Source organism: Aliiruegeria haliotis (genome assembly GCF_003003255.1).
GTDB lineage: Bacteria > Pseudomonadota > Alphaproteobacteria > Rhodobacterales > Rhodobacteraceae > Tropicimonas > Tropicimonas haliotis.
This window is the reverse complement of record NZ_PVTD01000002.1, coordinates 675,978-701,225: the sequence shown is the minus strand read 5'-3', so window position 1 is coordinate 701,225 and position 25,248 is coordinate 675,978. Positions and strand designations below refer to the sequence as shown.

Here is a 25,248-nt window from a genome sequence, read left to right as displayed (position 1 = left end):
GCGCCCGGCCCAACGCTTTTCGCGTCAGCTTTGCTGCTGCGCAAAGGGGCGGGAGCCCCCGGGGCCATGCAATGGATCCGATGTCCCTCAGGCCACGCCTGTTCGCAACCTGTATCCGGGCGGAAAGATCTGGCACACGGCCGTCACAAGCGCGCCGCGTTGGCGTGTGGTCCGGTCGATGCGGAACAGCGGCTGGCCGGAGCGCGCCTTCAGGCTGCGCGCTACAACCGGATCGGCTGCCATGGCCGAAAAGGTGAAGTCGCAGGCCGTGTAGGGCACATGGTTCACCAACCATTCGTTGGGACTGATCTCTCTGAAATCCATGGCTTCCGCTTCTCTGGCGGTTTCGAGGTTGATCCAGCGCTCCTCCAGCGCATATGGCACCCCGTCCGCGAGGTGAAGCGACCGCAGGTGCAGCAGATTGTGCGGCACCGGAACCCCCGCCAGCGCCTCGAGGTCGGGTGGCAGCGCCGTTTCGTGGTCCTGCGCAAGAAGCTGGTGGCCGTAGTGCTGGCCCTGTGCCTCGATCTCCAGCCGCAGGATGGAGATATCCAGTGTCGCGCGCCGTGTCGGAAGCTCGGCGACCCGGGTCCCCGCCTTCCGCCGACGCTCCAGGATTCCCTCGTCCGAAAGCGACCTCAAGGCGCGGTTGACCGTTGCCCGGGCGCAGTTGAACTCATCGGCCAGGGCGACCTCCCGCGGGATCACGTCGCCCGGCTCCCATTCCCGTGCCTCGATCCGCCGCAGGACTTCCTCGCGGATGGACCGCCAGTTCCTGAATTCCTGCACGCTCATAGCTGTTCCCTCAATCGTGTGATCACCTTGCAATAGGCAGCCGTGATCTCCTCGTGGCGTACATGCCGTCCTTCCTGTACCAGATGCCTGCCGGCACTCCAGACCTGCCAGACCAGTTTGTCACCGGCAGCAAAGATCCAACTGTCGAGCAGCGGGTCGCCGTCAAGCCCCGCCAGCGCCGGGTCCTCCGCGTTCAATGCCACCAGATCCGCCCATCCGCCAATCGCGAGCCTGCCGCTGGACCGGCCCGCCGCCTGCGCCCCGCCGGTGGCAACGGCCGTGAACAGCCGCCGCCCGGTGCTCATCTCCGGCGTAGCTAAAACAGCCCGGCTCCGATCCCGCAGGCGTTGCGAGTATTCCAGCACCCGCAGCTCCTCGTTCAGAGAGATCCGGATATTGCTGTCCGATCCCACCGCCAGCGCGCCACCGGCGCGTGCCCAGCGCAAGCCATCGAAGATCCCGTCGCCGAGGTTGGATTCCGTGATCGGACACAGCCCCGCAACCGCGCCGGTCGCCGCAAGTCCGGTTGTCTCGTTCGGGGTCATCTGAGTGCAGTGGATCAGGCACCAGCGGTCGTCGACCAGCCCCTTGTCGAGGATCCAGTCGACAGGTCGGTGCCCGTAGCAATGCTCGACCTCCGCCACTTCTCCGATCTGTTCGGCCAGATGCATGTGGACCGGTCCTCCGGGCACCAGCTTCGCGAAACCCGACAGGTCCGCGGCTCCGACGGCGCGCAACGAATGGGGCGCCACCCCAAGCACGGCATCGTCCGGCAGCCCGGCCAAGGCCACGCCAGCCTCCGCCACGAGGCGCGCAAACCGCTCGGGGTCGTTTCCGAACCGCCGCTGTTCCTCTCCGAGAGGGCGTCCATCGCAGCCGCCGAACTGGTAGGCCACCGGGAGGAGCGTGAGCCCGATTCCGGATGTTGCGGCAGCGGCGGCAATTCGCTCCGACATCTCCGCCAGATGAGCATAGGGCGCGCCGTCGGGCTGGTGATGCAGGTAGTGGAATTCGACACTCGCACCAAACCCGGCTTCCAGCATTTCCATCTGCACGAAAGCGGCAATCGCCTCCACATCTGCTGGAGTCAGGTGGCCAAGGAATTGGTACATCAGATGGCGCCAGGTCCAGAAACTGTCCTGTCCGCCCGGACCCCGTCCTTCTGACAGGCCTGCCATGGCGCGCTGAAAGGCGTGGGAATGCGCATTCGCCGGTGCGGGCAACAGCAGTCCGACCGTCTGCCCTTCGGCCGGTCGCCCGGCGGCAACATGCGCGATGCGCCCGTCGACACCGATCTCGACCAGCACATCGCGCTGCCATGCGCCGTCGACCAGCGCCTGTCGCGCCCAGAGCCTTTGCATTCGTGAACATCCTTGACAGGTTAATATGTGCAGACATAAAAATCTGAAACCACGCAAAAAGACAAGGCCCCGGGACATGCTTCTCAGGAACGCAACGATCGCCACGATGGTGGTGGGCCGCCCGTTCGGATTGATCCCGAACGGTGCGGTGTCGCTGGAAGATGGCCGAATTGCCTGGGTCGGAGCGGAGGAAGACCTGCCAGACGCTCTCCGGGAACTGCCGCAACGGGATCTTGGCGGACGGCTGGTCACGCCTGCGTTGATCGACTGCCACACACATGTCGTGCATGGCGGAAACCGCGCCGCCGAGTTCGAACTCCGGCTTCGGGGCGCCTCCTACGAGGAGGTCGCGCGTGCCGGTGGCGGCATCGTCTCGACCGTGCGGGCGACGCGCGCCGCGAGCGAAGATGACCTGGTGGCGACGGCCCTGCCACGTGTCGATGCGCTGATCGCCGAGGGGCTCACAACGATCGAGATCAAGTCCGGCTACGGGCTCGATATCGACACCGAACTTCGCATGCTGCGTGCGGCCCGGCGGATCGCGGCCGCGCGGCCCATCCGCGTCCGCACCAGCTTTCTCGGGGCTCACGCGGTGCCCGGTGACTTTGACGGCAACGCGGACGACTACATCGACCAGATCTGCATTCCGGCGCTCCGCGCCGCCCATGCAGAGGGCCTGGCGGATGCCGTTGACGGTTTCTGCGAAGGTATCGCGTTTTCGCCCGAACAGATCGAGCGTGTGTTTCGCTCGGCCCGCGAGTTGGGTCTGCCGCCGAAACTCCACGCGGAGCAACTCTCCAACCTTGGGGGTGCCCGGCTTGCAGCACGATACGGCGCGCTGTCGGCGGATCATGTCGAGTACACAACAGAGGCCGACGCGAAAGCCATGGCCGATGCCGGGACGGTCGCCGTCCTGCTGCCGGGGGCCTTCTACACCTTGCGCGAATCCCGACATCCGCCGGTTGCGGCCTTTCGCGATCATGGCGTGCCGATGGCGCTGGCCACGGATTGCAACCCCGGGTCCTCCCCCATGACATCCCTGCTTCTTGCCATGAACATGGGATGCACGCTGTTCCGGATGACGGCGGAGGAGGCGCTGGCAGGCGTCACGCGAGAGGCGGCCCGCGCCCTTGGTCTCCCCGATTGTGGGCAGATCAGGGCCGGTCTTCGCGCCGATCTGGCGATCTGGGATGTGGCGCAACCGGCCGAACTTGCCTACCGGATCGGCTTCAACCCGCTCGCCGAACGCCTGTTTGCGGGGGCATCCTGATGCACGAGCTTGCCCCCGGAACGGTCACGCTCGATCTGCTGGAAGAGATCTGGCGCAACGAGATGTCCGTGCGCCTGACGCCCGACGCCCGTCCCGGCATTGACGCGGCCGCCGAGCTGGTCCGGAAAGCCGCCCGAGAGGACGCGCCGGTCTATGGCGTCAACACCGGCTTCGGCAAGCTTGCGTCGGTCAAGATCGCTGCCGAGGATACCGCCACGCTGCAACGCAACCTGATCCTGTCGCATTGCTGTGGTGTGGGTACGCCGCTGGACCGCGCGACCGTGCGGCTGATGATGGTGCTCAAACTGCTCTCGCTGGGCCGTGGCGCATCAGGGGTCGCGTGGGAAACCGTGGCGCTTCTCGAAGGGATGCTCGCACGCGGCGTGACCCCGGTGATCCCGAAACAGGGCTCTGTTGGCGCATCGGGCGATCTCGCACCGCTGGCGCATATGGCCGCCGTGATGATCGGCGCCGGCGAGGCCATGCTCGACGGCGAGATTCTCGCAGGGGACGCGGCACTGGCGCAGGCCGGGCTGTCTCCATTGGTGTTGGGCCCGAAGGAAGGTCTGGCCCTGATCAACGGCACGCAGTTCTCCACGGCCTGCGCGCTTGCCGGGCTCTTTGACGGGTGGCGCCACGCAACCAATGCCATCGTCACCGCCGCGCTTTCTACCGATGCCATCATGGGGTCGACGGCGCCGCTGCTGCCCGAGATCCACGCGCTTCGCGGCCATCCCGGCCAGATCGAAGTGGCCAGCACCCAACGGGCGCTCATGGCAGGCTCCGAGATCCGCGAAAGCCACCGCGATGGCGACACCCGGGTGCAAGATCCGTATTGCATCCGGTGCCAGGCACAGGTCACCGGGGCGGCGCTGGACGTCCTTCGGTTCGCCGGCCGAACCCTGGAGATCGAGGCCAACGCGGTGACCGACAACCCGCTGGTACTGGTGGAGAGTGGCCGGATCGTCTCGGGCGGCAACTTTCATGCAGAACCGGTGGGCTTCGCCGCCGATCAGATCGCACTGGCGCTCTCGGAAATCGGGGCCATCGCACAGCGGCGTATCGCGCTGATGGTCGACCCGACCCTGAGCTTCGATCTGCCGCCGTTCCTGACACCGGAACCGGGGCTGAATTCCGGCCTGATGATCGCGGAGGTTACCACCGCCGCGCTGATGAGCGAGAACAAGCATCTTGCCAATCCCTGCACGACCGACAGCACGCCGACCTCGGCCAATCAGGAAGACCACGTCTCAATGGCAGCCCACGCGGCGCGGCGCCTGCGCAAGATGAACGCGAACCTTGCCACGATCCTCGCCGTGGAAGCGCTCTGCGCGACGCAGGGCATCGAATTCCGTGCCCCTCTCAGGACCAGCGCCACACTTCAGGATGTCGTGGCCCGCCTCCGCGAAGAGGTCCCGTCGATCAGCGTCGACCGCTTTCTGGCTCCGGATATCGCCGCGGCCGCCGCGTTGGTGGCGGATGGCCGGCTGGCCTCCGGCCTTGACCTGCCCGTGCTGAGCGACGGAGGCCGCACATGAGTGTCGTCGAGGTGACCCGTGGCAACAGCCCGCTTGTGCTCGGCCTGCCGCACACCGGGACATATGTGCCGGAGTCCGTTCTGGACTGCCTGAACGCCAATGGGCGCGCGCTGGCAGATACGGATTGGCATATCCACCGTCTCTATGACGGGCTGGTCGATGCCACCACCGTCCGTACCACCACCCATCGCTACGTCATCGACGCCAACCGCGACCCTGGCGGCGGGAGCCTTTATCCCGGCCAGAACACAACCGCGCTCTGCCCGACCACCGACTTTGACGGCCGGCCGATCTATCGGGAGCATCAGGCGCCCGACGCGGACGAAATCGAGGCACGCCGCATCGCCCATCATGCGCCCTACCACGCCGCACTGACCGCTGAGCTGGATCGGGCGCAGGCGCAGTTCGGGTTTGCCGTGCTCTACGATTGTCACTCGATCCGGTCGCGGATCCCGTTCCTCTTCGACGGCCGACTTCCCGACCTCAGCATCGGCACAAACGGTGGCGCAACCTGCCATGCGGAGGTCGAGGCCTTGGTCTGCGCGGCCTGTGACGGTGCGTACGGGCTGACAAGCGTGCTGAACGGCCGGTTTCGCGGTGGCTGGACCACCCGCCACTATGGGTGTCCCCAGGACGGCGTGCACGCGATCCAGATGGAAATCGCGCAGTCCACCTACCTCGCGGAGGAGGCACCGCCCTGGCCGTGGGACAGCGCCAAGGCGGATCGGCTACGCGTCATCCTCCGCCCGCTTCTGCAATCCCTGTGTGACTGGAGGCCTTCGTGAGCAACACCCGCAAGAACACGCGTGACATCTTTCCGCCCACCGGCCCGACGCTGAATGCCAGAAGCTGGCAGACCGAGGCGCCCCTGAGAATGCTCATGAACAACCTTCATCCGGATGTTGCGGAGAACCCGCATGAGCTGGTCGTCTATGGCGGCATCGGCCGCGCGGCCCGGACATGGGAGGATTTCGACCTGATCGTCGAGAGCCTGAAGGACCTTGAGGCGGACGAGACGCTGATTGTGCAATCGGGCAAACCTGTGGCGGTCATCCGCACCCATGAAAACGCCCCGCGCGTGCTGATCGCCAATTCCAACCTCGTGCCGCATTGGGCCACCTGGGATCACTTCAACGAACTCGATCGCAAGGGCCTGATGATGTACGGCCAGATGACGGCCGGAAGCTGGATCTACATCGGCTCGCAAGGTATCGTGCAAGGCACCTACGAAACCTTTGCCGAAGCCGGGCGGCAGCACTACGGCGGCACGCTCGCGGGGCGCTGGATCCTGACCGGGGGGCTCGGTGGCATGGGCGGGGCGCAGCCGCTGGCGGCCGTGATGGCAGGGGCCTCCTGCCTCGCCATCGAGTGCAACCCTGACAGCATCGACTTCCGTTTGCGCACGAAATACCTCGACGAAAGCACGGAAAGCCTCGACGAGGCGCTGGAAATGATCGACCGCTGGACACGGGCCGGCACGGCGAAATCCGTGGGCCTTCTCGGCAACACCTCAGATATCGTCCCGGAAATCCTCGCCCGCGGCATACGTCCGGACATCGTGACCGATCAGACCTCGGCCCATGATCCGCTCAATGGCTACCTGCCGCAGGGGTGGAGCATGGCGGAGTGGCGGTCGCGGATCGAAACCGATCCCGCCGCCGTGGAAGCCGCCGCGAGGGCCTCGATGAAGGTGCATGTCGCGGCGATGGTCGGCTTTCACGAAGCCGGAGTGCCCACGGTGGACTATGGCAACAACATCCGCCAGGTGGCCTTCGAGGAGGGTCTGGAAAACGCCTTTGCCTTTCCGGGCTTCGTTCCCGCCTACATCCGACCGCTTTTCTGTCGCGGCGTGGGTCCGTTCCGCTGGGTCGCATTGTCCGGTGATCCCGAGGACATCTACAAGACCGATCAGGCGATGAAGGAGCTGTTTCCCGACAACGAGCACCTCCACAGCTGGCTCGACATGGCGCGGAAGCGCATCGCGTTTCAGGGATTGCCCGCACGGATCTGCTGGATCGGCCTGGGGGATCGCCACAAGGCGGGGCTGAAGTTCAACGAGATGGTGGCCAGCGGGGAGTTGAAAGCGCCCGTCGTGATTGGCCGCGATCACCTCGATTCAGGCTCGGTCGCCTCGCCCAACCGGGAAACGGAGGCCATGCGCGATGGCTCCGACGCGGTCTCCGACTGGCCGCTGCTGAATGCGCTGATCAACACCGCCTCGGGCGCCACCTGGGTCAGTCTTCATCACGGCGGCGGGGTTGGAATGGGCTTCTCCCAACACGCCGGCATGGTGATCTGCGCCGACGGCACACCGGAGGCCGCGAAGCGGATCGAACGTGTGCTCTGGAACGATCCCGCCTCCGGTGTCTGGCGCCATGCCGATGCCGGATACGAGATCGCCCGGGACTGCGCGCGGGCACATGGTCTGAAGCTGCCGGGGCTTTTGTAGTCCATCTTTCACACGCCATGCGTTGCGGCACGCCCGCGGGTTCCCTTGCGCAATACCCACTTTCCACAGGTTGCCCCGCAGCGCAATTTTGTTCCACAATTCCACCGGGACGGGATCGTTTTTTTCGTTGGTGCCGTTATTGTGTCGTGGCGCAAACGTCCTGCAAGGTGCGCGAACACCGGCTACAGGGATATTGATCGCCCGGGAAGGGCGACAGGGGAGGACACCATGAAACGACTTGCAACCGCGAGTGTCGCGGCACTGATGGCGTGTATGGGCGCGGCCAGCGCCGATATCACCATCGCCCATGTCTACGGCAAGACAGGCCCCTTCGAGGCCTATGCCAAGCAGAGCCATGTCGGTCTGCAGATGGGGATCGAATATGCCACCGGCGGCACCGGCGAGGTGAATGGCGAGAAGATCGTCATCATCGAGAAGGACACCCAGTTGAAGCCCGATATCGGCAAGGCAATGCTGGAAGAAGCCTATGGCGACGACGAGGTCACGCTGGCCGTCGGGCCGGTAAGTTCCGGTGTCGCGCTGGCGATGCTGCCAGTGGCCGAGGAATACGAGAAGATTCTGATCGTGGAGCCCGCCGTCGCCGATTCGATCACCGGAGAGAACTGGAACCGCTACATCTTCCGCACAGGACGGAACTCCAGCCAGGATGCGATTTCCAACGCCGTCGCCATCGGTGGCGAGGGCGTGACCGTGGCGACACTGGCGCAGGACTATGCCTTTGGCCGCGACGGCGTGGCCGCCTTCAAGGAGGCACTGGAAGCAACCGGCGCGACGCTGGCGCACGAGGAATACGTGCCGACGGACACCACAGACTTCACCGCCGCCGCGGAGCGGATCTTCACCGCGATGAAGGATATCGAGGGCGAGAAAAAGCTCTGGATCATCTGGGCCGGTGGCGGCAACCCGATGGGCAAGATCAACGCCATGGACCCCTCACGTTTCGGCGTGGAGATCTCCACCGGCGGGAACATCCTCGCCGCGCTCAAGGGGTACCGGGAACTGCCCGGCATGGAGGGCGCGACCTATTATTACTACGAGATCCCTGACAACGCGGTGAATGACTGGCTGGTGAAAGAGCACATGGCGCGTTTCGACACGCCGCCCGATTTCTTTACCGCGGGTGGCATGGCTGCCGGTATCGCCGCGGTCGAGGCGCTGAAGAAGGCCGGCTCCACCGAAACCGACGACCTGATCGCCGCCATGGAAGGCATGGAATGGGAAACGCCGAAGGGCACCATGAAGTTCCGCGCCGAAGATCATCAGGCGCTTCAATCCATGTATCACTTCAAGACCGTGGTGAAGGATGACGTGGACTACGGCGTTCCCGAGCTTGTCCGCGAGTTGACGATCGAGGACATGGAGATCCCGATCCGGAATTGATCGGGCCGCAGGCGTTCGCGCCGTTCGGACCTCCGGCCCGGTCGCGATGCGTGACCGGGCCGGGCCGAAGCGCATCACCCCATTCAAAGCACTGGCCTGGCGGTGCCGCCGGGTTGCAACGGCGCCCGCAGGTCGCGCACCATGTTCGCCCCGCGGGTCTCTGCCACTCTGTCTCCGTGCACAACCGGACATCCACGATGCCCTCACCGCTCCTCTCGACCCGAGACCTGACCGTCCGCTTCGGCGGCCATGTCGCCGTCGATCATGTCACATGTGACTTTCACGCGGGCCAGCTGACCGCCATCGTCGGACCGAACGGCGCTGGCAAGACCACCTATTTCAACCTGATCTCCGGCCAGATACCGGCCACAGAGGGGTCCGTGACCCTCAAGGATCGCGAGATTACGCGCCTGCCGGTTGCCGACCGCACCGACCTTGGCATCGGTCGCGCCTTCCAGTTGACCAATCTCTTTCCGGGACTGAGCGTTTTCGAGAACGTCCGGCTGGTGATGCAGGCCCGGCGAAAAAAGGGGTTCGACCTCTTCTCCATGGCTGCCGCGCATGACGGTATCAACGATGCTGCGCGCGACGTGCTTCTGCGTGTCGGGCTGTGGGACCTGTCGGGACAGTCGGTCTCGGAATTGTCCCATGGCAACCAGCGCAAGCTGGAGGTTGCCATGCTGATCGCGCTCGACCCGGTCGTCTACATGTTCGACGAGCCGACCGCCGGGATGTCCGTGGATGAAGCGCCCGTGGTCCTCGAACTGATCGCGCAACTCAAGGCCGACACGTCGCGGACGATCCTGCTCGTCGAACACAAGATGGATGTCATCCGGACGCTCGCGGACCGCATCATCGTGCTGCACAATGGTGCGCTCGCCGCGGATGGCCCCCCCGCGGAGGTCATGGCATCCGACGTCGTGCAGGAAGCCTACATGGGAAAGGCGCTGGAAGATGTCTGAACCGGCACCGCAAAAGGCCCCAATCCTGCGGATAGAGGGAGCGTGTACCAACATCGCGCAATACCACATCCTGCAAGGTGTCGACCTGGAGGTGCCGGCGGGCGCCGTGACCATGCTGCTCGGTCGCAATGGCGTGGGCAAGACCACGACCCTTCGCACCATCATGGGGCTCTGGCGCGCCCACAGGGGGCGGATCACCTTCGATGGGCAGGAGATCACCGCGCTGCCCACACCAGCGATTTCCCGTGCAGGCATCGGCTTCGTGCCGGAAGACATGGGGATCTTCTCTGATCTGACCGTCGAGGAGAACATGACGTTGGCGGCAGCCTCTGGCCCGCTGGACAGCGCCCGGCTCGACTGGATCTTCGCGGCCTTCCCGCCACTCAAGACCTTCTGGAAGAAAGAAGCCGGCACGCTTTCTGGTGGCCAGAAGCAAATGCTCGCTATCGCCCGCGCAATGGCGGAGGAGCGCAAGCTCTACCTGATCGACGAACCCACCAAGGGCCTTGCCCCGGCGATCATCGCCACGATGGCCGGAGCCCTTCGGGACCTGAAGGCGCAAGGGGCGTCAATCCTGCTGGTCGAACAGAATTTCGGCGTCGCGCGAATGCTGGGCGACACCTGTGCGGTGATGGATGACGGGCGCACGGTCTGGACCGGTGCAATGGCGGACCTGGCCGACGACACATCCCTTCAGGAACGCCTGATGGGCCTGAGCATGGAGACAGCATGAGCGCCCCGGACCATTTACCCACCATGGCACAGGCCAGCCCCTGGCAGCGGCTGGAGCCACATGTGCCATTGCTGCTCATCCCGGTGCTGGCATTGCTCGGGTTTCTGCTTATCCCTTCGACCTCCTCCTGGCTCACGCTCACCGTGTCCGGCCTCGCCATGGGCATGATGATCTTCATCATGGCCTCCGGCATGACGCTGGTCTTCGGGCTGATGGACGTCATCAACTTCGGCCACGGCGCCTTCATCTCCGTTGGGGCCTTCGTTGGCGTGACCGTGTTGCTGGGGCTGTCGGGCCTCACCGGCGCCCCGTCGCTCTGGCTGAACCTGCTGGCGGTGATCCTCGCGATCACCGCCGCCGCCCTTGCCACCGGCCTGCTCGGTCTCGCCTTCGAGAAGGTCATCGTGCAGCCGGTCTATGGCTACCACCTGAAGCAGATCCTGGTGACCATGGGTGGGCTGATTATCGTGGAACAGCTGATCCTCGTGATCTGGGGGCCCGACGAGATCTTCCTCACCCGCCCGGAGGCACTCAAGGGCGCCGTCACCTTCGCCGGGGCAGCGATCGAGAAATACCGTCTGGTTGCGGTTGGCTTCGGGCTGCTGCTTTTTCTCGTCATGCGCTGGATGCTGCGCTCGACCAGGATCGGCCTGATCGTCCGCGCCGGCGTCGAGAACGGGGAGATGGTCGAGGCCCTCGGCTACCGTCTGCGGCTTGTCTTCATTGGCGTCTTCGTCGCCGGATCGGCGCTGGCGGGGCTCGGTGGCGTGATGTGGGGCCTCTACCAGGAGGTCATCACCGCCCACATGGGCGCCAACCTCATGGTGATGATCTTCATCGTGGTCATCATCGGCGGGCTCGGATCGGTCGAAGGCTGTTTCATCGGCGCGCTGCTGGTGGGGCTCATGCAGAACTACGTCGCCTTCCTTGAACCCAAGCTGGCGCTGATCTCCAATATCGGTCTGATGGTGGCAATCCTGATGTGGCGCCCGCAGGGCATGATGCCGGTCGTGAAGGCGAAGTGACATGCTGACCAGACTCCTCTCCGGCGACACGCCGCGCTCGCTCCCGCTGACCCTGATCCTGCTGGCCATTCTCGTCAGCCTGGCTCTTGCGCCTTTCCTTTTTCCCGGCACCCGCTCCGTGGACACGGCCGCGCGCATCTGTGTCTTTATCGTTCTGGTGGCCAGCTACGATCTGATGCTGGGCTATGCCGGCATCGTCAGCTTCGCCCACACCATGTTTTTCGGCATGGGGGCCTATGGGGTTGCGCTGGCCTCCATTCACATGGGCCGCGGTTTCGATGCGCTGATCGTGGGCACACTCGCGGGGGGCATCGCGGCAGCTGCCCTTGCCCTGGTCATCGGACTGTTCTCGTTGCGGGTGCGTGCGATTTTCTTCGCGATGATCACGCTGGCCGTCGCCTCGGCGGTTGCCGTTCTCGTCTCGCAGCTCTCCGGGCTCACCGGTGGCGAGGACGGGCTGAACTACAAGATCCCGCGTGCCCTGACATCGGCACAGAAATACATGGACGAGAAGCTGTTCGGCGTCCGCGTGAACGGAAAGCTGTTGAACTACTACCTCGTGTTCGCCTGCTCCACGCTGCTGTTCCTGCTGCTGCTGCGGATCGTGAACTCGCCCTTCGGCCGTGTCCTACAGTCGATCCGGGAGAACGACTTCCGGGCCGAAGCTATAGGTTATCGCGTGGTCTACTACAGAACCGCCGCGACCTGCCTCTCGGCTGTTGCCGCCGCGCTGGCCGGCTCGCTCTATGCCATCTGGCTGCGCTACGTCGGACCGGACACCACGCTCAGCTTCGAGATCATGGTCGATATCCTCCTCATGGTGGTGATCGGCGGTATGGGCACGATGTATGGCGCCGTGATTGGCGCGACGCTTTTCATCGTCGCGCAGAACTACCTTCAGACTCTCATGGGCGCCGCCGCCGAGGGTCTGGAAGGCGTCCCTGTTCTGCCGCTCTTGCTGAACCCCGACCGCTGGCTGCTCTGGCTTGGCGTCCTCTTCGTTTTGAGCGTCTATTTCTTTCCAACCGGTGTCGTCGGCCGATTGCGCGGCAGAGGCTGACCTTTGGGATCCGCGTCGGCACCCGTGTGACGTCCTTCGCGCCGAAGGCGCGCCCGGCCCAAACGGGGCGAGATGCGCAAGCGTCGAGCCTCGGCGGGAGGGCTCCCGCCCGCCGCAGGCGCATCGAAGATGCACCCGCACCCGTTGGGCCGGGCCGCGCGCTTCGCACGCGGCGCCTGCGGCGGGCTCGCTGTCGTTTTCGGTCGTGACAATCGTTCGCCGTTCTGGTTATTGGTCGGCCATCGACAGGGGCGTCCGTTCAATCGGACTGAGAAGCACCCTTTGAACCTGAACCAGATCATGCTGGCGGAGGGAGTCGCGGACATCCGAGGTCAGAACCGATGTCCGGGAAGCTCCGCCGAGGAGGCCCAGACATATGCCCACCCCGTCCGAATCCCTCGTCGCAATGCGCGACGCCGCGCCTCTGGTTCAATGCATCACCAACTTCGTCGCGATGAACTTTGCTGCGAACGCCTTGCTGGCGGCAGGCGCGGCGCCTGCCATGGTCCACGACCCGGAGGAATCGGGCGAGTTCGCCGCCGTTGCGCGTGCGGTGACGGTCAACATCGGCACCCTCTCGCCCCGTTGGCTCGCCGGGATGAGCGAGGCCGTCGCCGTCGCCCAAAAGGCGGGCACCCCCTGGGTCCTTGATCCGGTTGCCTGCTTCGCAACCACCCTGCGCCGCGAAGGGACAGGCAAGCTCCTGCAGATGCAGCCTACAATCGTACGTGGCAACGCGTCCGAGATCATGGCCATTGCGGGAGAGGACAGTTCAGGTCAGGGTGTCGATGCCGGCGATCCGGTTGCCGCTGCCGAAGCCGGCGCCCGGAAGGTAGCCGAAGCCTCGGGCTCCGTCGTCGCCGTCACCGGTGAGGTCGACTATGTAACCGATGGCACCCGCGCCGTCCGCATCGCCGGTGGCTCTGCGCTGATGCCAAGGGTCACCGCGACCGGCTGCTCGCTCACCACGGTGTGCGGCGCCTATGCGGCCGTTGTAGAGCCCTTCGACGCCACTGTCGCGGCCCTTGTCCACTTCGCCGCCGCCGGGGAACTCGCCGCCGACAAGGCAGAGGGGCCTGGCAGCTTCATCCCGGCTTTCCTCGATGCGCTGGCCGCCGTCGGCCCGGACACGCTCAACGAAGACCGCGTGAGCGTGGCATGAGGGGCACGCTCGACCTCTCGGTCTACCTCGTCCTCGATCCCGGGCTTTGCGCCGCCTATGGCATGGCCGACACCACCAGGGCCGCCGTCACCGCCGGTGTCCGCACGGTACAGTTGCGCCACAAGACGGCGTCCACCGCGGAAATGGTCGCCATCGGCCGACAGGTGCAGGCCGTTCTTGCCGGTACTGGCAGCAAGCTCGTTGTGAACGACGACGTCGCTGCGGCGATCGAGTTGCAGGCCGACGCGCTCCACATCGGTCAGGGCGACATGCCCCCCGAGCAAGCTCGACACCGCATCGGGCCGGACATGATCCTTGGCCTTTCTGTCGAGAACGTCGCCAACGCCAGTGCGGTCGATCCCGCCATTGTCGACTACGTAGGCGTGGGGCCGGTCTTCGCCACCGCGACCAAGTCCGACCACGCCACGCCGCTCGGCTTCGACGGGCTGGCACGGGTCGTGGCCGAATGCCCTGTCCCGGCTGTTGCAATTGGCGGTCTTGGGGCAGAGCATGCCGGGCCGGTTCTTGCCGCCGGTGCGGAGGGGCTGGCGGTGGTGTCCGCGATCTGCGGTCAGCCGAAGCCGGAGGCGGCCAGCCGAAAACTGATCGAGGCGGTGCAAAGGGAGCAGCAAGAATGAGCATACCAACAGCCCTGTCCATTGCCGGATCTGATCCTTCGGGCGGCGCGGGGATCCAGGCGGATCTGAAGGCCTTCTCTGCCCGTGGTGTCTACGGCATGGCCGCGATCACCGCACTGACCGCGCAAAACACGCAAGGCGTGACCGGCGTGCATGTCGTGCCGGCCGAGTTCGTCCACCAGCAGATCCGCACTGTCTTCGACGACATCCGAGTGGACGCGGTCAAAATCGGCATGATTGCCAATGCGGAAATTGCGACGGGCGTGGCCGAGGCTCTGACAGATTTCACCGGTGCGGTAGTGCTGGACCCGGTGATGGTCGCCAAGGGCGGGCATCCCCTGCTGCCAGAGGATGCGGTCGCGGCACTACGGCAAGACCTGCTGCCACTTGCAACTGTTCTGACCCCGAACCTTCCGGAAGCCGCCGCGCTGCTTGGCTGTGACACGGCAGCCACCCGTGGGGAGATGCAGACCCAGGGCCGCGAGTTGATTGAGCATGGCCCCGCGGCGGTGTTCATGAAAGGCGGCCACCTGGAAAGCGCGGACTCCCCCGACCTGTTGATCTCCGAAGATACCGCCACCTGGCTTGAAGGCCCCCGGATCGAGACCAGGAACACACATGGCACCGGCTGCACGATCTCTTCGGCTATCGCGGCGGAGCTGGCCAAGGGCGAAAGTCTCGCCTCGGCCGTCCGGACGGCGAAACACTGGCTGGCAGGAGCCATCGAGGGGGCCGACAGCCTTGCGGTCGGCCACGGCCACGGCCCCACACACCATTTCCATGCGCTTTGGCCCGTCGCCACGGCCTGACCGAACGGAGACACACCATGAGAAATCTCGCCTTTGCGGCGGCGCTGCTGACGGCCACGCCGGCACTCGCCGCAGACAAGATGACCCTGATCCTCGACTGGTTCGTGAACCCCGACCATGGGCCGATCATCGTTGCCGAAGAGCTTGGGTACTTCGACGAGGCCGGCCTGGAAGTCGAGGTCGTCGCACCCTCCGACCCCTCCGACCCGCCGAAACTGGTCGCTGCCGGAAAGGCCGATCTTGCAATCTCCTATCAGCCGCAACTGCATTTGCAGGTCGCCGAGGGTTTGCCGCTCAAACGTGTCGGCACATTGGTCGGCACGCCCCTGACCTGCCTTCTGGTGCTGGAAGACGGACCCATCAAGGAGTTGTCCGACCTGAAGGACCGCAAGGTTGGGTTCTCGGTGGCCGGGGTTGAGGAAGTGCTGCTGACGAAGGTGCTCGGAAATGGCGGGCTGAGCATGGACGACGTGGACCTGATCAACGTCAACTGGTCGCTGTCCCCGTCGCTGATGACCGGGCAGGTCGATGCCGTCATGGGAGCCTTCCGCAATTTCGAACTCAACCAGATGGAGATCGAGGGTGTCGGCGGGCGCTGCTTCTACCTCGAAGAGGAGGGCCTGCCGCCGTATGACGAACTGATCTACGTCGCCAACCCTGAGTTGATGGACACCGACAAGTTGCAGCGTTTCATTGCCGCGACCGAAAAGGCGACCCACTACATCGTCAACAACCCCGAAGACGCATGGGAGGTGTTCTCCGGCACCGCGGCCGAACTGCAGGACGAGTTGAACGCCAAGGCCTGGGTCGATACCTGGCCGCGCTTTTCGCTGGCGCCTGCCGGTCTGGATGCCGGTCGCTACGCCCGGTTCGAGGCCTTCCTCGCCGATTCCGGCCTGATCGAGGGCACCCGGTCGGTCTCTGATCTGGCCATTGACCTCGGTGCCCAATGAGCGTGCCTGAGTATGGACGGGCTTTCGGGCTCTGGCGGGAGGCCGCGCGGACGGAATGGGCCGCCTATACCCGGCACGCTTTCGTCGAGGGCCTGAAGGATGGCACATTGCCGAGAGAGTGTTTCCTGCACTACCTCGTGCAGGATTATGTCTTTCTGGTGCATTTTTCCCGCGCCTGGGCGTTGGCCGTGGTCAAGTCCGAGACACTGGAGGAGATGAAATCGGCTGCTGCCACGGTGGACGGGCTGGTCAATCACGAGATGCGCCTGCATGTGGGAATTTGCGAGGAGGCGGGCATTCCGGAGGCCGATCTTTATTCAGCATCCGAAAGCACCGCAAACCTGACCTACACCCGCTACGTGATGGACGCCGGTCTTTCGGGCGATTTCGCCGACCTGATGGCTGCGCTGGCGCCTTGCGTTATGGGCTACGGAGAGATCGGCGCGCGGCTCGCCGGCGAGGCCACCGCCGACACGCCCTATCGCGACTGGATCGAAACCTATGCAGCCGACGACTATCAGCAACTGTGCCGCGATGTCGGCGGGATGATCGACCGGGCATTGGAGCGCCGGATCGGGACCGACTTCGCCGCTGCCCCCCGCTGGGCGCAACTGAGCGAGCGTTTCGCGACCGCCACCCGGCTGGAGGTGGATTTCTGGCAAATGGGCTGGGACCGGAGCTAGGCCGATGAAGATCGCGCCCGGAGTGGACCTGCTCGGATCGGCCTCTTTCGACGAGACCGTGCTTTTCCCGCCGGTCTCGCTGGAGATCGACGCAGGCGGCTGGTCCTGCCTGCTCGGCCCGTCGGGGTGCGGAAAGACCACGATCCTGAGGCTGATTGCGGGGCTGGACACCGGTGCGGCGTTCGAGGGGCGGATCTCGGCCAGCGATGGCGCGCCGATCCCTGATCGCGTCGCCTACATGGCGCAGACAGACCTGTTGATGCCGTGGCTGGATGTCCTCGGCAACGTGACCCTCGGCGCCCGGCTTCGCGGAGAGGCGCCCGATCAGGATGCCGCGCGGGCATTGGTCACGCGGCTTGGGCTGGAACCCCATCTGCACAAGCGCCCCTCCCAACTCTCTGGCGGACAGCGTCAACGTGTGGCACTGGCCCGGACCTTGATGGAGGACCGGCCCATCGTGCTCCTTGACGAGCCGTTCTCTGCCCTCGACGCCCGAACCCGCGCCGACATGCAGGATCTTGCCGCCGAGACGCTTTCCGGCCGCACCGTGCTGCTCGTCACACACGACCCGGGCGAAGCGGCACGTCTGGGAGACCGGGTCTTCCTGCTTGACGAAGGCGGCATGATGGAGGCGGTCCCGCCGGCAACCCCGACGGTTCGCCCGGTCGACGATCCAAACACGCTGGCGTTCCAGGCGCGGCTTCTGACCGCCTTGAGGGAGGGGCACCAATGGAAAGCGTAAAACGCGGCTTGGCAGCCGCCGCGCTCTTCCTTGGTCTCTGGCAGGCGCTGGTGACTTTCGCAGGGCTGCCACCTTTCATCCTCCCCGGTCCGTGGCGCGTCGCCGGTGCACTGGTCGACAACGCGGGCCTGATCGCCTGGCACGCCGGTATCACTCTGGCAGAGGTCGTGCTCGGCCTCGTTCTCGGCACGGCGCTCGGCATCGCAACGGCTCTGAACCTGGCTGTCTCGCCTCTTGCCCGCTACCTGATCCGCCCGGCACTGGTGGCAACGCAATCGCTCCCGGTCTTCGCACTGGCACCGATCCTGACCCTGTGGCTTGGCTACGGCATCTGGTCGAAGGTCCTGATGGCGGTGCTGATCATCTACTTCCCCGTCGCCTCGGCCTTCTTCGACGGGCTGATGCGCACTCCCAAGGGATGGCTCGACCTTGGGCAGACCATGGGCGCCTCACCGGCCCGGCAGCTTTGGCGCATCCGGGTGCCGGCTGCCATCCCCGCGCTTGCCTCCGGCCTGCGGCTTGCCGCCGTCTACGCTCCCATCGGTGCCGTGATCGGTGAATGGGTCGGGGCGGCCGGCGGGCTGGGCTACCTGATGCTGCTCGCGAACGGGCGGGTGAAGATCGATCTCATGTTCGCCACCCTCATCGTGCTGGCCTTGCTGACACTGGTCCTGCATCGGCTGGTCGGCTGGGGGTGTGACCGCCTGCTGCGCCGGCTCGACTGAGCGAGCCTTGGCCGCACTCCTGAAAGCCTGCCTCCCGCCGCACCTGCCGCGACCAAACCCGCGTTGGGTCCAGCCGGCATCCGGCCCTGCCATTCCGCTTGGAGACTCCGGAATGGTCGGATTACAGTGGGTCCCGAAACCAACCCCACCGGATTGCACCACGGAGGTTCCTGATCATGGCTGACATCGACAAACTCATGGAAGATCTCAAGCGGACCCGCGACGAGATGCGCCTGCAACTGCATCTCGCCAGCAAGGAAGCCGAGAACGAATGGGGTGAACTGACCGGAGAATGGGACAAGTTCCTGACCCGCGCTCAGTTCGACAAGAGCAGCGAAGAAGTCGGAGAGGCGGCCAAGGAACTTGGACTGAGGATGAAGGCCGCCTATGACCGGTTCAAGAAGGCCGTCGACTGATCGCAGTGCGGATCCAGGATAGGCCCACAGCCTGAGATCCCGCGCCCAGATCCGCCCGCGTAGCAGGCGCCCACCGTCGACGAACTTCCGCACGGAAGGGCAGGGTGCCGGAGGTGCAGGTGGCGACCGTTCCCTGTGCCCTGAATGGCGGCGCACATTTTCTGACACCATCGCCTTCGGTTCTCGCTGCGGCATCACTGATCGCCCCGGTACGCCGCAGAACCGAGGTTGCGCACCCTTCCTACCACACCCTCACTTGTCACCTGTTCTGCGTATAGGTGGCACGGAATGCCGGTTTGCCGGGCCTGCACCGACGGTTTTAGCGCCAACACTCACCGGTCTTCCTCAGAATCTCCACCTGCCAACCTGTCCAAAACGGCAGGTCGCAGCGCCCATTCCCTGTTCAACCGGGTATCGATTCTGCTGCCGGAACGACCGTACGCCGCCCCGACCGAAGGCTTGGTGGGGAAATTGCGCCTAATTTTTGAGCGAACCGAGGCCAGGCGCCTTTCGGACCGGATTCCGGCTGCCTGAAATTTGCCCAATCGGGAGGCATGCCGTTCATTCAGGTCGCGCGGACAGCGAACGTCCGCCTCGTCCAGTCGCGCAAGCGGTGCATCGCATCGCCAGCGCACCAACAATAACCGGCGTTGCGACCAATCTGGTGGCATCCCGGCGCCATGCGCCCGGGATGAAGGACCCTCCATATCCGCAGCGATCCAATGACAGGGACCTATTGTCATGAAACTCCGTATGACCTCCGCGCTGGTTGGCGCACTGGCCTTCGCAAGCTCCGCAATGGCCGCTGACGACACCATCAAGGTGGGCGTTCTGCACTCGCTCTCCGGCACGATGGCCATCTCCGAGACCACGCTGAAAGACACCATGCTGATGCTCATCGAAGAGCAGAACGCCAAGGGTGGCGTGCTCGGCAAGCAGCTTGAAGCGGTCGTGGTCGATCCGGCCTCCGACTGGCCGCTCTTTGCCGAGAAGGCGCGCGAGCTTTTGACCGTCGAGGAGGTCGACGTGATGTTCGGCTGCTGGACCTCCGTGTCGCGGAAATCCGTCCTGCCCGTCATCGAGGAGTTGAACGGCCTGCTGTTCTACCCGGTGCAGTACGAAGGCGAAGAATCGTCCAAGAACGTCTTTTACACCGGCGCGGCACCCAACCAGCAGGCGATCCCGGCCACCGATTACTACCTCGAAGAGCTTGGCGTGGAGAAGTTCGCGCTGCTGGGCACCGACTATGTGTACCCGCGGACCACGAACAACATTCTCGAGAGCTACCTGAAGGGCAAGGGCATCGCCGAAGAGGATATCTTCGTCAACTACACCCCCTTCGGCCATTCCGACTGGTCCAAGATCGTGGCTGACGTCGTCGCCCTCGGCGCGGACGGCAAGAAGGTCGGCGTGATTTCCACGATCAACGGCGACGCCAACATCGGTTTCTACAAGGAACTGGCCGCCGCCGGCATCTCCGCCGACGACATCCCCGTCGTGGCCTTCTCCGTGGGCGAAGAAGAGCTCTCCGGCCTCGACACGTCAAACCTCGAAGGCCACCTGGCCGCATGGAACTACTTCCAGTCCGCCGAGTCCGATGCCAACGACGCGTTCATCGCGGCATGGAAGGCCAAGATGGGCGAAGAGCGGGTGACCAACGACCCGATGGAAGCCCATTTCATCGGCTTCAACATGTGGGTGAACGCTGTCGAAGAAGCTGGCACCACCGAAGTCGACTCCGTGCGCGAGGCGATGTGGGGCCAGGAATACCCGAACCTGACGGGTGGCACCGCCGTGATGGGCACCAACCATCACCTGTCCAAGCCGGTCCTGATCGGTGAGATCCTGGAAGATGGTCAGTTCGACATCATCAGCCAGACCGAGGAAGTCCCGGGCGACGCCTGGACCGACTTCCTGCCAGAATCCGCAGTGCTGAAGTCCGACTGGAAAGAGCTCGACTGCGGTATGTACAACACCGAGACCTCCAGCTGCGTTCAGATCAAGTCCAACTACTGATCCGAGCCGAGACCGACACAAGGGAGGGCGTGCATTGCGCCCTCCCGCTCCCTTCGCTGCGCAGGCACCAATGACAAGAACGATATTTGCAGCACTGGCTGCGTGGATGCTCTGCGTCTGCACGGCCATGGCTCAGGACAGCCCGATCCAACAGCTCCTTCAGGAGCATCGGACCCTGATCGAGAAAAGCTCCCGCAAGTCCATCGAGCCGGCGATCGACGCGCTTCGCGACTCGGGCCTTCCCGAAGCCCAAGCCGTCCTTGAGCAGTGGCAGGCCAAGGCGCTCTGGCAGCGCAAGGCGGACAAGCTGTTCTTCTTCGGCGAGAAGATCGACAGCAAGACCTACCGCCTTCTGGACATCGCTACCGGCGAGATCGAGGGGGAGTTTCCCAAGAAGGAGCTCAAACAGCTCAAGCCGAATTCCGGCATCCGCTCCATGATCGGCGCGGCCCTGGTTCAGTTCCAGCTCATGGCCGATGATCCGGCCAAGCGGGTCGAGGCGCTCGACGCAATCCAGCGCGATCCTGCACCGGAGCACCTGACTGCCCTGAAAGGCGCCATCGAGACGGAGGTCGACCCGGAGATCCGTGCGCGCAAGGAGCGCCTCGTCCGGCTGCTCACGATCACCTATGGCCGGGACGACGCCGAGCGGATCTCGGCGATCGAAAGCTTCTCCGGCGATCTCGGCGTCGATGCCCGCGGTGCCCTGAACCCGCTTGTTGCCACCACCCGCACGGCGGCCGCCGCCATCCCCGACGATGCCAATGTGGCGAAGCGGCTGAAGCCCGGCAGCGAGGATTTCAGCGAAGCCGAAGCCTATGCCCTGCTGGTCTCCAGCAACCTCGCGCCAGCCCATATCAGCGCCAGCGAAAAGCGCATGGCGCTTCAGGACAACATCGAAGGCGGTTCTGTCGGCGGCGTCCCCGTGGCTCAACTCGACACGGACGAAGCCCGCGAGCGTGCCTATGTCGCGCTTGCCGAAGCCGGAACCGTTCCCGCAACGGCAACCGAGGCGGAGGTCGCTGCGGCGCTTGCCTCCCATATCTTCTTCGACCGCTACGCAGAGCCGTCCGAGGCCATCACCGACGCGGCCGCCAAGGCACTTGGCAGCATCAACACCCAGGTCGGCCTGAACCAGACCGCCGACCTCGCGCTCGACGCCTTGTCGCTCGCCTCGATCTACTTTCTCGCCGCGATCGGCCTCGCCATCACCTTCGGTGTGATGGGGGTGATCAACATGGCCCATGGCGAGTTTATCATGATGGGCGCCTATACCGGCTACGTCGTGCAGCAGGTCATCCCTGACTACACTGTGTCGATCCTCGTCGCCCTGCCGCTGGCATTCGCCGTCACATTCGCCGCCGGGGTCGCCATGGAACGGCTTGTGATCCGCTGGCTCTACAACCGTCCGCTGGAGACACTGCTGGCGACGTTTGGTATTTCGATCGCCCTTCAACAGCTAGCCAAGAACATCTTCGGCACACAGGCCCGCCCACTGACCTCTCCGGCATGGCTGGATGGTGCGCTGGTGCTGAACGACGTGGTCTCCATCAGCTACATCCGCATCGCGATCTTCGTCCTGGCGCTGATCTTCCTCGGCGTGTTCCTCTTCATCATGAAGCGCACGCGGCTGGGGTTGGAAGTGCGCGCCGTGACCCAGAACCCACGCATGGCGGCCTCCATGGGTATCAACCCGGACCGTATCAACATGCTGACCTTCGGGCTCGGCTCCGGCATCGCCGGCATCGCCGGCGTCGCCATCGGCCTCTATGCCAAGGTCACGTCCGAGCTTGGCTCCGACTACATCGTCCAGAGCTTCATGACCGTTGTCGTCGGCGGCGTGGGCAATATCTGGGGCACGCTGCTCGGCGCCACGATGATCGGCTTCCTGCAAAAGGGCATCGAGTGGATGAACCCGTCCAACACGCTCGCGGCGCAGACCTACATGATCATCTTCATCATCATCTTCATCCAGTTCCGGCCGCGGGGCATCATCGCCCTCAAGGGCCGCGCAGCAGGGGACTAATACGATGAGCTTAACGGATATACCCGTTCCCGGTATGCTCGCTCCCATTGATAATTGTGGGAGAATTGCCAATGCAACGAATTGCCATGGTCCTTTTTGCGGCCCTCGCAGGGTCCGCTCATGCGGATGGCTTCGGGTTCGAGACGCCATCGGGGAACATCTACTGCAACGGCCATTTGCAAGGCGGCGCGGTGGTGTCGTGCAGTATTGTCGTGCGCAACGGACCGGTCGCGCGCCCGAAACCGGCCTCCTGCGCCGGCACCTGGGGGCACAGTTTCACCGTGTCGGAGACCGGCCCTGCCCGAATGGAGTGCCTGGGCAAACCACCCAGGCGGGTGGGATACACCGACAAGGCTCCCTATGGCGTCACGGGAGAGTTCGGGCGCATAACCTGCCAATCGGAACGAACAGGGTTCCAGTGTCGCAATGCATCCGGTCACGGGTTCTTCCTGTCCCGACGCAAGCAAACACTGTTCTGAGCGAGCCTTCGGATCGACGCGAAGGAGCCCACGTATGAGCCGCTCCTTCTTTGCTCGAAATCCGTCCGCGCTGATCTTCATCGCCTGCCTTGCGCTGTTTACCCTTGCGGTCACGGTCATGAGCGAATCCATCGGCTCGGGCGCGATCTCGACGTCTTTCGTGAAGACACTGGGCAAGACTCTCTGCCTCTGCCTCGTGGCCATCGCGATGGACCTGATCTGGGGCTTCGCGGGTATCCTCAGCCTCGGTCACATGGCCTTCTTTGGTCTCGGCGGCTACATGATCGGCATGTGGCTGATGTATGCCCGGACCGAGGCGATCGTCACTGCATCTATGGCAAACGCGGAGATCCCACCCACGGATCAGGAAATTATCGACGCCATCGGAACGCAGATCTTCGGGGTCGTCGGCTCCTCTGATTTCCCGACGATCTGGGCGTTCGCCGACAGCCTCACGTTGCAGTTGCTCATGGTCGTGCTGGTCCCGGGGCTGCTGGCGCTGGTCTTCGGCTGGCTCGCCTTCCGCAGCCGCGTCACCGGGGTCTATCTCTCGATCCTGACGCAGGCGATGACGCTGGCCCTTGCCCTCTACCTGTTCCAGAACGACAGCGGCCTGCGCGGCAACAACGGCCTCTCCGGCCTGCAGAACCTGCCCGGCGCCGATGCCATCCCGCAGGCCGACATCTCGCTGTGGTTCTTCTGGGCCTCTGCCCTTGCGCTCGGGCTGGGCTACCTTCTCGCCGCGTGGGTCGTTTCGGGCAAGTTCGGCTCGGTCATCCGCGGTATCCGCGACGACGAAGCCCGCGTCCGTTTCCTTGGCTACTCGGTCGAGGGCTACAAGCTCTTTGTCTTCACCCTCACCGCTGTCATCGCCGGCATCGCGGGCGCGCTCTACTATCCGCAGGCTGGCATCATCAACCCTGCCGAAATTGCGCCCATCGCTTCGATCTACCTCGCGGTCTGGGTCGCCATCGGCGGGCGCGGGCGCCTCTATGGCGCGGTGATCGGTGCTGCCGTCGTCTCGCTGCTCTCGACCTGGTTCACCGGCGGACAGGCCCCCTCGATCCCGCTCGGGTTCTACACGATCGACTGGGTGGACTGGTGGCAGGTGCTGCTCGGGATCTCTTTCGTGCTCGTTACGCTTTTCGCCCCCAAGGGCATCGGTGGCCTCTTCGACTACTTCACCGGTCGCCTGCCCCCCAACCGGCACGGCGCCGACCTCGGTCCCGATTCCGGCAGCTTGCAGGAACAGGAGGCGGAACAATGAGCCAGCTTCTCGAAGTGTCCGGGGTTTCCGTCACCTTCGACGGATTCCGCGCTATCAACAACCTCAGCTTCTCCATCGGCGCGGCGGAGTTGCGTGCCATCATCGGCCCCAACGGCGCCGGCAAGACCACCTTCATGGACATCGTCACCGGCAAGACCCGGCCCGACGAAGGGTCCGTCCGTTGGGGCGACATGAGCCAGTCGTTGCTGAAGCTGAACGAAAGTCAGATTGCCCGCGCGGGCGTCGGTCGCAAGTTCCAGCGCCCGACGGTGTTTGAAGACCAATCGGTCTATGACAATCTCGCCATGGCGCTGAAAAAGGACCGCACCCCCTGGGGGGTCCTCTTTTCCCGTCCACAACCTGCCGACGATACCCGGATCAGGGAACTGGCAGAGGAAATCGGACTCGCAGAGCAACTCGACCGAAAGTCGGGCGAACTTTCCCACGGCCAGAAGCAATGGCTGGAGATCGGCATGCTTCTGGCGCAGGAACCTCGCCTGCTTCTGGTTGACGAACCCGCCGCCGGGATGACCCTGGCGGAGCGGGAACATACGACCGACCTCCTCAAGGAAGCGGCCAAGACCCGTGCGGTCGTTGTCGTCGAGCACGATATGGAGTTCGTCCGTCGTCTGGACTGCAAGGTGACCGTGCTGCACGAGGGCTCTGTCCTCGCCGAGGGCAGCCTCGATCACGTAACAAAAAATCAGGACGTCATCGACGTCTACCTGGGGCGCTGAG

Annotated in this window: 24 protein-coding genes and 1 riboswitch; of the genes, 22 read left to right on the top strand and 2 right to left on the bottom strand. The window is 64.5% G+C overall.

Annotation, left to right across the window (positions count from 1 at the left end; genetic code table 11):
• Positions 1–87: 87 nt before the first annotated feature.
• Together CLV78_RS08565 and CLV78_RS08560 are read right to left on the bottom strand one after the other, a co-directional pair.
• Entirely contained in the window at positions 88–795 is a 708-nt protein-coding gene (locus tag CLV78_RS08565; protein ID WP_106204354.1) for a histidine utilization transcriptional repressor HutC, read from the bottom strand.
• The gene (locus CLV78_RS08560; protein ID WP_106204353.1) at positions 792–2,156 is read right to left on the bottom strand and encodes a formimidoylglutamate deiminase; all 1,365 of its coding nucleotides are present in this window, start codon (positions 2,154–2,156) and stop codon (positions 792–794) included. Before CLV78_RS08560 ends, CLV78_RS08565 begins: the two co-directional genes overlap by 4 nt.
• Positions 2,157–2,232: 76 nt before the next feature.
• Here CLV78_RS08560 and hutI point away from each other — a divergent pair, with 76 nt between their 5' ends.
• From hutI to urtD, 22 genes are all read left to right on the top strand, one after another.
• The gene (gene hutI, locus CLV78_RS08555; RefSeq protein ID WP_106204352.1) at positions 2,233–3,426 is read left to right on the top strand and encodes an imidazolonepropionase; all 1,194 of its coding nucleotides are present in this window, start codon (positions 2,233–2,235) and stop codon (positions 3,424–3,426) included.
• Positions 3,426–4,964: a histidine ammonia-lyase gene (hutH, locus tag CLV78_RS08550; protein WP_106204351.1), complete on the top strand. Its 1,539-nt coding sequence runs from the start codon at positions 3,426–3,428 to the stop codon at positions 4,962–4,964. The genes hutI and hutH overlap by 1 nt, the downstream gene beginning before the upstream one ends.
• Complete coding sequence (hutG, locus tag CLV78_RS08545; protein WP_106204350.1) at positions 4,961–5,749, top strand: N-formylglutamate deformylase; 789 nt, start codon at positions 4,961–4,963, stop codon at positions 5,747–5,749. Before hutH ends, hutG begins: the two co-directional genes overlap by 4 nt.
• Positions 5,746–7,413: a urocanate hydratase gene (gene hutU, locus CLV78_RS08540; protein ID WP_106204349.1), complete on the top strand. Its 1,668-nt coding sequence runs from the start codon at positions 5,746–5,748 to the stop codon at positions 7,411–7,413. Before hutG ends, hutU begins: the two co-directional genes overlap by 4 nt.
• 228 nt (positions 7,414–7,641) lie before the next feature.
• A complete protein-coding gene (locus tag CLV78_RS08535; RefSeq protein WP_106204348.1) occupies positions 7,642–8,814 on the top strand; it encodes a substrate-binding domain-containing protein in 1,173 nt (390 codons plus the stop codon).
• Between the two features lie 197 nt (positions 8,815–9,011).
• Complete coding sequence (locus CLV78_RS08530; RefSeq protein WP_106204347.1) at positions 9,012–9,776, top strand: ABC transporter ATP-binding protein; 765 nt, start codon at positions 9,012–9,014, stop codon at positions 9,774–9,776.
• Positions 9,769–10,509, top strand: a complete 741-nt coding sequence (locus tag CLV78_RS08525) for an ABC transporter ATP-binding protein (RefSeq protein WP_106204346.1) — start codon at positions 9,769–9,771, stop codon at positions 10,507–10,509. Before CLV78_RS08530 ends, CLV78_RS08525 begins: the two co-directional genes overlap by 8 nt.
• Positions 10,506–11,534, top strand: coding sequence for a branched-chain amino acid ABC transporter permease (locus tag CLV78_RS08520; protein WP_106204345.1), 1,029 nt, complete (start codon positions 10,506–10,508; stop codon positions 11,532–11,534). Before CLV78_RS08525 ends, CLV78_RS08520 begins: the two co-directional genes overlap by 4 nt.
• Position 11,535: 1 nt before the next feature.
• Complete coding sequence (locus CLV78_RS08515) at positions 11,536–12,594, top strand: branched-chain amino acid ABC transporter permease (RefSeq protein WP_106204344.1); 1,059 nt, start codon at positions 11,536–11,538, stop codon at positions 12,592–12,594.
• A 237-nt stretch (positions 12,595–12,831) separates the two neighbouring features.
• Positions 12,832–12,926: riboswitch (TPP riboswitch) on the top strand.
• Positions 12,927–12,970: 44 nt separating this feature from the next.
• On the top strand, positions 12,971–13,756 hold the full coding sequence (gene thiM / locus CLV78_RS08510; RefSeq protein ID WP_106204343.1) for a hydroxyethylthiazole kinase: 786 nt from the start codon (positions 12,971–12,973) through the stop codon (positions 13,754–13,756).
• Complete coding sequence (thiE, locus tag CLV78_RS08505) at positions 13,753–14,394, top strand: thiamine phosphate synthase (RefSeq protein ID WP_106204342.1); 642 nt, start codon at positions 13,753–13,755, stop codon at positions 14,392–14,394. Before thiM ends, thiE begins: the two co-directional genes overlap by 4 nt.
• A complete protein-coding gene (gene thiD, locus CLV78_RS08500) occupies positions 14,391–15,203 on the top strand; it encodes a bifunctional hydroxymethylpyrimidine kinase/phosphomethylpyrimidine kinase (protein WP_106204341.1) in 813 nt (270 codons plus the stop codon). Before thiE ends, thiD begins: the two co-directional genes overlap by 4 nt.
• A gap of 17 nt (positions 15,204–15,220) precedes the next feature.
• Positions 15,221–16,156: an ABC transporter substrate-binding protein gene (locus CLV78_RS08495; RefSeq protein ID WP_106204340.1), complete on the top strand. Its 936-nt coding sequence runs from the start codon at positions 15,221–15,223 to the stop codon at positions 16,154–16,156.
• Positions 16,153–16,839, top strand: coding sequence for a thiaminase II (gene tenA / locus CLV78_RS08490; protein WP_106204339.1), 687 nt, complete (start codon positions 16,153–16,155; stop codon positions 16,837–16,839). The genes CLV78_RS08495 and tenA overlap by 4 nt, the downstream gene beginning before the upstream one ends.
• Positions 16,840–16,843: 4 nt before the next feature.
• Entirely contained in the window at positions 16,844–17,581 is a 738-nt protein-coding gene (locus CLV78_RS08485; protein WP_106204338.1) for an ABC transporter ATP-binding protein, read from the top strand.
• Positions 17,569–18,306, top strand: a complete 738-nt coding sequence (locus tag CLV78_RS08480) for an ABC transporter permease (RefSeq protein ID WP_106204337.1) — start codon at positions 17,569–17,571, stop codon at positions 18,304–18,306. Before CLV78_RS08485 ends, CLV78_RS08480 begins: the two co-directional genes overlap by 13 nt.
• Positions 18,307–18,482: 176 nt before the next feature.
• Complete coding sequence (locus CLV78_RS08475) at positions 18,483–18,722, top strand: hypothetical protein (protein WP_106204336.1); 240 nt, start codon at positions 18,483–18,485, stop codon at positions 18,720–18,722.
• A gap of 741 nt (positions 18,723–19,463) precedes the next feature.
• Positions 19,464–20,738 carry an urea ABC transporter substrate-binding protein gene (urtA, locus tag CLV78_RS08470; RefSeq protein WP_106204335.1) on the top strand — a complete coding sequence of 425 codons (1,275 nt, stop codon included), beginning with the start codon at positions 19,464–19,466 and terminating at the stop codon, positions 20,736–20,738.
• 70 nt (positions 20,739–20,808) lie between these two features.
• A complete protein-coding gene (gene urtB / locus CLV78_RS08465; protein WP_106204334.1) occupies positions 20,809–22,764 on the top strand; it encodes an urea ABC transporter permease subunit UrtB in 1,956 nt (651 codons plus the stop codon).
• Between the two features lie 71 nt (positions 22,765–22,835).
• Positions 22,836–23,243: a DUF6636 domain-containing protein gene (locus CLV78_RS08460; RefSeq protein WP_106204333.1), complete on the top strand. Its 408-nt coding sequence runs from the start codon at positions 22,836–22,838 to the stop codon at positions 23,241–23,243.
• 34 nt (positions 23,244–23,277) lie between these two features.
• Positions 23,278–24,510 carry an urea ABC transporter permease subunit UrtC gene (gene urtC, locus CLV78_RS08455; protein ID WP_106204332.1) on the top strand — a complete coding sequence of 411 codons (1,233 nt, stop codon included), beginning with the start codon at positions 23,278–23,280 and terminating at the stop codon, positions 24,508–24,510.
• The gene (urtD, locus tag CLV78_RS08450) at positions 24,507–25,247 is read left to right on the top strand and encodes an urea ABC transporter ATP-binding protein UrtD (protein WP_106204331.1); all 741 of its coding nucleotides are present in this window, start codon (positions 24,507–24,509) and stop codon (positions 25,245–25,247) included. The genes urtC and urtD overlap by 4 nt, the downstream gene beginning before the upstream one ends.
• The last annotated feature ends 1 nt before the right edge of the window (position 25,248 follow it).

Excerpts from the sequence above, each read along its gene's own strand:
- CLV78_RS08475 (WP_106204336.1), top strand. The coding sequence starts at position 18,483 with ATGGCTGACATCGACAAACTCATGGAAGATCTCAAGCGGACCCGCGAC.
- thiD (WP_106204341.1), top strand. The coding sequence starts at position 14,391 with ATGAGCATACCAACAGCCCTGTCCATTGCCGGATCTGATCCTTCGGGC.
- CLV78_RS08530 (WP_106204347.1), top strand. The coding sequence starts at position 9,012 with ATGCCCTCACCGCTCCTCTCGACCCGAGACCTGACCGTCCGCTTCGGC.
- thiM (WP_106204343.1), top strand. The coding sequence starts at position 12,971 with ATGCCCACCCCGTCCGAATCCCTCGTCGCAATGCGCGACGCCGCGCCT.
- hutG (WP_106204350.1), top strand. The coding sequence starts at position 4,961 with ATGAGTGTCGTCGAGGTGACCCGTGGCAACAGCCCGCTTGTGCTCGGC.
- CLV78_RS08460 (WP_106204333.1), top strand. The coding sequence starts at position 22,836 with ATGCAACGAATTGCCATGGTCCTTTTTGCGGCCCTCGCAGGGTCCGCT.
- CLV78_RS08495 (WP_106204340.1), top strand. The coding sequence starts at position 15,221 with ATGAGAAATCTCGCCTTTGCGGCGGCGCTGCTGACGGCCACGCCGGCA.
- CLV78_RS08480 (WP_106204337.1), top strand. The coding sequence starts at position 17,569 with ATGGAAAGCGTAAAACGCGGCTTGGCAGCCGCCGCGCTCTTCCTTGGT.
- tenA (WP_106204339.1), top strand. The coding sequence starts at position 16,153 with ATGAGCGTGCCTGAGTATGGACGGGCTTTCGGGCTCTGGCGGGAGGCC.
- hutI (WP_106204352.1), top strand. The coding sequence starts at position 2,233 with ATGCTTCTCAGGAACGCAACGATCGCCACGATGGTGGTGGGCCGCCCG.
- urtD (WP_106204331.1), top strand. The coding sequence starts at position 24,507 with ATGAGCCAGCTTCTCGAAGTGTCCGGGGTTTCCGTCACCTTCGACGGA.
- CLV78_RS08485 (WP_106204338.1), top strand. The coding sequence starts at position 16,844 with ATGAAGATCGCGCCCGGAGTGGACCTGCTCGGATCGGCCTCTTTCGAC.
- urtA (WP_106204335.1), top strand. The coding sequence starts at position 19,464 with ATGAAACTCCGTATGACCTCCGCGCTGGTTGGCGCACTGGCCTTCGCA.
- CLV78_RS08525 (WP_106204346.1), top strand. The coding sequence starts at position 9,769 with ATGTCTGAACCGGCACCGCAAAAGGCCCCAATCCTGCGGATAGAGGGA.
- urtC (WP_106204332.1), top strand. The coding sequence starts at position 23,278 with ATGAGCCGCTCCTTCTTTGCTCGAAATCCGTCCGCGCTGATCTTCATC.
- hutH (WP_106204351.1), top strand. The coding sequence starts at position 3,426 with ATGCACGAGCTTGCCCCCGGAACGGTCACGCTCGATCTGCTGGAAGAG.
- CLV78_RS08515 (WP_106204344.1), top strand. The coding sequence starts at position 11,536 with ATGCTGACCAGACTCCTCTCCGGCGACACGCCGCGCTCGCTCCCGCTG.
- CLV78_RS08560 (WP_106204353.1), bottom strand. The coding sequence starts at position 2,156 with ATGCAAAGGCTCTGGGCGCGACAGGCGCTGGTCGACGGCGCATGGCAG.
- urtB (WP_106204334.1), top strand. The coding sequence starts at position 20,809 with ATGACAAGAACGATATTTGCAGCACTGGCTGCGTGGATGCTCTGCGTC.
- CLV78_RS08520 (WP_106204345.1), top strand. The coding sequence starts at position 10,506 with ATGAGCGCCCCGGACCATTTACCCACCATGGCACAGGCCAGCCCCTGG.
- thiE (WP_106204342.1), top strand. The coding sequence starts at position 13,753 with ATGAGGGGCACGCTCGACCTCTCGGTCTACCTCGTCCTCGATCCCGGG.
- CLV78_RS08565 (WP_106204354.1), bottom strand. The coding sequence starts at position 795 with ATGAGCGTGCAGGAATTCAGGAACTGGCGGTCCATCCGCGAGGAAGTC.
- CLV78_RS08535 (WP_106204348.1), top strand. The coding sequence starts at position 7,642 with ATGAAACGACTTGCAACCGCGAGTGTCGCGGCACTGATGGCGTGTATG.